The organism is Nostoc sp., assembly GCF_054880495.1.
In genome coordinates, this window is sequence record NZ_JBTYKD010000325.1 from 1 (window position 1) to 5,257 (window position 5,257).

A 5,257-nucleotide genomic window follows, 5' to 3' on the forward strand; every position below is an offset into this window, starting at 1 on the left:
TTATCTAAGTAGAAGCATCTCTGACAAACATCAAGTGAAATGGTATTATATCTTACCCCTGGTAGAAATGCTAGGGTTTTTTTATGCAATTTTCTTTTTAGTGGGCAATACCCAGCTACCCACAACTGTAGGCAAGTTCTGGTGAACTTCACGACTTAGGCTCGTTTACCCAGTATGCGGATCTAGAAATTGATGAATAGGGTGTCTCTACAACACGAAGAAGTCAGCAGGACACTTTTTATCAACAAACTCATTACGATATTGACTCCTCTGCCAACAGTTCTGATGCTGGTTCACCATCAACAGTATTATCAGAATCACCAGATTTAGAAAAACCATCTGCTATATCTTTAATAAAACCAGCCACAGGTACCGCGACTAGTAAACCCAAGACTCCACCAACATTGGTTCCTACAAGCAAAGCAACTAATACCCATATTGGTCTAAGTCCAGTAAATTTACCTAAAAGACGCGGTGCGATCGCCTGATCAATTAACTGATCAATGACAACAGCTACCGCAAAAACTTTCACTGCTAGCCAAAAATCATGTATGGCTAATATTGAAATTATTACAATTAGACTAATGACATCACCAAAAGGAACTAAGCTCAAAAGCCCAACTGCTAAACCAAACAGTAAAGCAAACTGGACTTGAAAAACTAAAAACATTAATGTTTCTGAAACTCCCATCAGCAAAGCTAAAGTTCCCTGACCAATCAAGTAATTTTGAAAGTTTTGTTGAATAGATTCACTTACCTTCTGAGCAAAACTTCCAGGTAACTTTTTAAATATCCCCTTCCAAATTCTTGGACCATCTAACAATAGATAAAAAGTCAGCACTACCGTAATTAATGACTGAGAAATACTATCAATTGTATCTCTGATAATGCTTAAAAGTTTATCCGAAACAAACTCTAATTCATTGGGCAATTTGTTGGTTATTTGTGTTAATAACTGACTTAAATTTACATTTAATTGATGCCTAAAAAACCAATCATTTAAAATCTGAAGTTTTTCTTCGCTAGAATCAATCCATTGGGGAAGCACTTTCACCATCTCATTAAATTGCTCTAAAACAATGGGTACTAAAGTGATACCCAGAGCAACAAAAATTACTAATGCTAATATAAAAACTAATGTTACTGCATAGCCGCGTTTAACTCCTCGCTGTTGGAGAATCGAAACAGGATAGTTTAAAACGAATGCAAGCAAAGTAGCCAAGAGAAGAATTGTGACGACAGGTTGAAAGTTTTTAACAAGCAAAAATGCTAGCCAAGCATTGAGAAACACTGAAGGAAATAGCAGCGTAAAAACTAACCATCTAAGTAGTTGATTCAGTGGAAAATTCATAATCAATTTAGAAATCAAAATTATTCTAGTTATTAGATTGAACCTGGAAATTAAATATGCTCAAGGGGAAGTAAATAAGAAAAATCTTCCCCCACTCACATTCAGCTACGCTCACGGCAAGCCTACTCCCCATTATTCCGACTACTAACTTTCAGCAAAGGCTAAAAATTGCTCCTCAGTTATTCGCCCTGCTTGATACAGAGTATTAGTAATTTCCGAAATAGTTAAAACCGCATGAGCGAGATAACCATTTTGTTGTAACCTATGTTTCACCCCTTGTTCATGGTCGATAAATACCACAATGTCATTAACATTTAATCCTGCTGATTTCAACTTATCTGCCCCTTCCATAACACTTTTGCCACTAATCAGAATATCATCAACTACCACAACCGTTTCACCAGGATGAAAGTTACCCTCAATTACTCTCCGAGTTCCGTGTGCCTTCACCTCTTTACGGGGGAAAATCATCGGACAATTAAGGCGCAAAGCTAAACCAGTAGCTGTGGGTAAAGAACCGTAGGGAATACCTGCTAATCTATCAAAATTGAGGTTCTTCAAAATATCCTGATATGCAGTCAGAACTTGATTAAAAACTTGGGGATTGGAAATAATCTTGCGTAAGTCTACATAATAAGGAAATATTGCTCCTGATGCTTGGACAAAGCTGCCAAACATAATACAGTCAATGTCATAAAGTTGTAAAATTAAATCCTGTTGGGGGTGCTGATTTAGCAAACAAACATCAGGAAACCACACAGAACAAGTTGAATTTTCGTGAATAATTTCAGCTTTGATTTGATTAATTTCTGCGCGTAAAGACTGGACTTTCTCAGATAGTTGTGTATTTTCCAACATATCTTGAGGAACAGGAATCAGCAAACCATCACCGTTAGCATTCAAGCCTGCTTCTAAAATTTGCTTCAGGTTTTGACCTTCCGCCCAGATGCTACGCGCCATAATAATTCGTTCGGGAGCAATTGCTCGAATAAGTGCTAAAACTTCAGGGTTTGTAGTTCCCACTTCCAAACCTAATTGTTCTGGAGTCCCCCAGGTTTTTGATTCTTTTACTACTTGTAAATAAAGGGGTGATTCCTTCGTAGGATATTGCTGTAAAGCTTCTGCACCTCGATTAGAAGTACAGCATAAAATAAACACCGCTTTATCAGGATAAACCAAAAAAGGTGCTACATGATCTTGTCCTGTATAAGGACTGAGAGTGATTGCATCCACCTGCCATTCTGTAAATACAGTCCGGGCAAAGATAGTACTAGTATTTAGGTCACTGTGTTTGGCATCTAAAATAATTGGGATGTGGGCTGGAATAGCTGCTAAAGTTTTGTACAGTAGTTCTAAACCTGGAATACCTAACGCTTCGTAAAAGCCAAGTGTCGGTTTATAGGCACAAATGTAATCAGAAGTTTCTGTAATAATGAATTGTAACCACTTCTCCAAACCAGCGATGAGTTCTTGAGATTCATAACGCACAGGCATCATCTCTGGATTCGGATCAAGTCCGACAAACAGTAAGCTTTGATTTCGCAAGATATTAGAATTCAATTTATCAGAAAAGTTCATATTTTTCGGTTTTAAAAAAGCTTAAATAGCTAGTTCATAGGAGTTAAAAGAAACGTGATTAATTGCGTCTGTACAGGAGTTATTCTTCCTCATATATCCCTAGAGTTGTTCATTTACCAAAACATCGATTCTGTTAGTTGAGTGCCTCCAGCTTTTTGCCCTAATCGAGAGTGAATCACTGCAAATACGATAACCATCGGCACTGAGGAAAAGTGAACAATTCGCAATGCTTGCCAATTGCCAAACAGATCCACAATCCAGGGAAATTGAGCAGGTTTATACATTCCTATTCCTGTAAATAATGCCAGCAGCAAAATAGGAATAATTGCTGTATAGGCAATACGATGCCAAGCATAAATTAAACGTTGGGAATTGTGACTTTTTTGTAATGCTTTGAAGTCATTGGCACCTATAAACCGATGTCGCCAGCGCCGGGTAATTAAAACGTAAATTCCATACCACAAGAGATTCAGCGAGAATAGCCACATTGCTGCGAAATGCCAGTGTCTACCTCCTGCGAGCCAACCTCCTAAGGTAAATATTGGAGGAATGTGCAAACCTGCACGTCCACCAAAAACAGGGTTGGCGTTGTAAATTTGTAGTCCACTCGTGAGCATGATAAACAAACTAATTATGTTACAGGAGTGGAAAATTTTGGCTCCTATTGCTTGAGTAGGCGGCTTCCGAGTTTGAGAGGGAAGGGTTGAAGTCATAAATTTGACTGATTAAAGTTGCTGATTATCTGTCCTGAAAATCGGGTATGGGGCATTGAGAATTAGGCATAGGAAGATCCGCGTTTGTCTTGAGTAAATAGCCCTGCAAATTTGGGGGTGCTATTGCTCACCCTTATTTTCCCATTTTATGATTCAGTATTTTGACAAAGATGTTCGCTGCTGTTTTACAGCTATTTTCAGGTAAATAGACCACGCGGTAGGGGCACAGCATTGCTGTGCCCCTACTACTCTCGGTCTAGGGGTGAGTAGCGTTGTTGCGATACAAAAATACTAGGGCGTGTCATCAATTCAACCAGATAACAGAAGCTTTAACATATTAGGCTGTAACTTCGGTTGGAGATATATCAGCCCATATGATCAATTTGGATGAAATTTAGAAAAAGGAAAACAAACGAATGTAACCTCTGTTGCGATCGCAAGCTTTCGGCTCAATGATATACCAAAATGAATGCGTGAATTACTTAAATGAATAAGCAAACTGGGGTTTGAGAAAGTAAAAGCTGCTTTTGTTTGCGGAAAACACTAAAATGCGAAATTAAAAGCTGCTTTTGAAGAAAGAAAAGCTGCTTTTGTTTGTGGAAAACACTAAAATGCGAGATTAAAAGCTGCTTTTGAGAAAGTAAAAGCTGCTTTTGAATAAGTAATCAGGCATTTTTACTTAATCAATATGAATTTTAGTCTAGGCGATACCTTCTCTACGAGACGCTGCGCGAACGGTGAGCTTCGCTAACGCGCTTTTCAGTTTTATCACGGTATGCTTTCCACAAAACTAGCTTATTCTGGATTTGGGGGGAGGCGATCGCGTAGATAAGCTAAACTTTCATGAACAGTAACAGTATTAGGATGATTTACACCTAACCGTCGCTCTAAAATATCTAAAGCTTGGATGTAAAGGGGTTCGGCTTCGCTGTATCTGGCTTGGGAGTTGTAGAGATACGCTAGGTTGTTGAGGCTAGAGGCGACAGATGGATGTTCTTCACTCAGCAGTTTGCGCGTGAGTGCTAAAGCTTGGATGTAAAGGGGTTCGGCTTCGTTGTATCTGCCTTGGGAGTAGTAGAGTCCCGCTAGGTTGTTGAGGCTAGTGGCGACAGATGGATGTTCTTCTCCCAGCAGTTTGCGCCAGAGTGCTAAAGCTTGGATGAGCAGGGGTTCGGCTTCGCTGTATTTGCCTTGGGAGTCATAGAGTAACGCTAGGTTGTTGAGGCTAGTGGCGACAGATGGATGTTCTTCACCTAGCAGCTTGCGCCTGAGTGCTAAAGCTTGGATGTAAAGGGGTTCGGCTTCGCTGTATCTGCCTTGGGATTCGTAGAGTCCCGCTAGGTTGTTGAGGCTAGTGGCGACAGATGGATGTTCTTCTCCCAGCAGTTTGCGCCTGAGTGCTAAAGCTTGGATGTAAAGGGGTTCGGCTTCGCTGTATCTGCCTTGGGATTTGTAGAGTGACGCTAGGTTGTTGAGGCTAAGTGCGACAGATGGATGTTCTTCTCCCAGCAGTTTGCGCGTGAGTGCTAAAGCTTGGATGTAAAGGGGTTCGGCTTCGCTGTATCTGCCTTGGGAGTTGTAGAGTGCCGCTAGGTTGTTGAGGCTAGCAGCGACA

At 40.2% G+C, this 5,257-nt stretch carries 4 protein-coding genes; all 4 read right to left on the reverse strand.

Going from position 1 to position 5,257, the window contains the following annotated elements; translation table 11 throughout:
• Positions 1-253: 253 nt before the first annotated feature.
• Positions 254-1,351, reverse strand: a complete 1,098-nt coding sequence (locus tag ACYTXL_RS28380) for an AI-2E family transporter (RefSeq protein WP_461927545.1) — start codon at positions 1,349-1,351, stop codon at positions 254-256.
• 144 nt (positions 1,352-1,495) lie between these two features.
• Positions 1,496-2,929, reverse strand: coding sequence for a bifunctional orotidine-5'-phosphate decarboxylase/orotate phosphoribosyltransferase (locus ACYTXL_RS28385; protein WP_461927546.1), 1,434 nt, complete (start codon positions 2,927-2,929; stop codon positions 1,496-1,498).
• Positions 2,930-3,042: 113 nt separating this feature from the next.
• On the reverse strand, positions 3,043-3,642 hold the full coding sequence (locus ACYTXL_RS28390) for a cytochrome b/b6 domain-containing protein (RefSeq protein ID WP_461927547.1): 600 nt from the start codon (positions 3,640-3,642) through the stop codon (positions 3,043-3,045).
• A gap of 795 nt (positions 3,643-4,437) precedes the next feature.
• The coding region (locus ACYTXL_RS28395; RefSeq protein ID WP_461927548.1) for a tetratricopeptide repeat protein at positions 4,438-5,257 on the reverse strand (820 nt) is incomplete at its 5' end.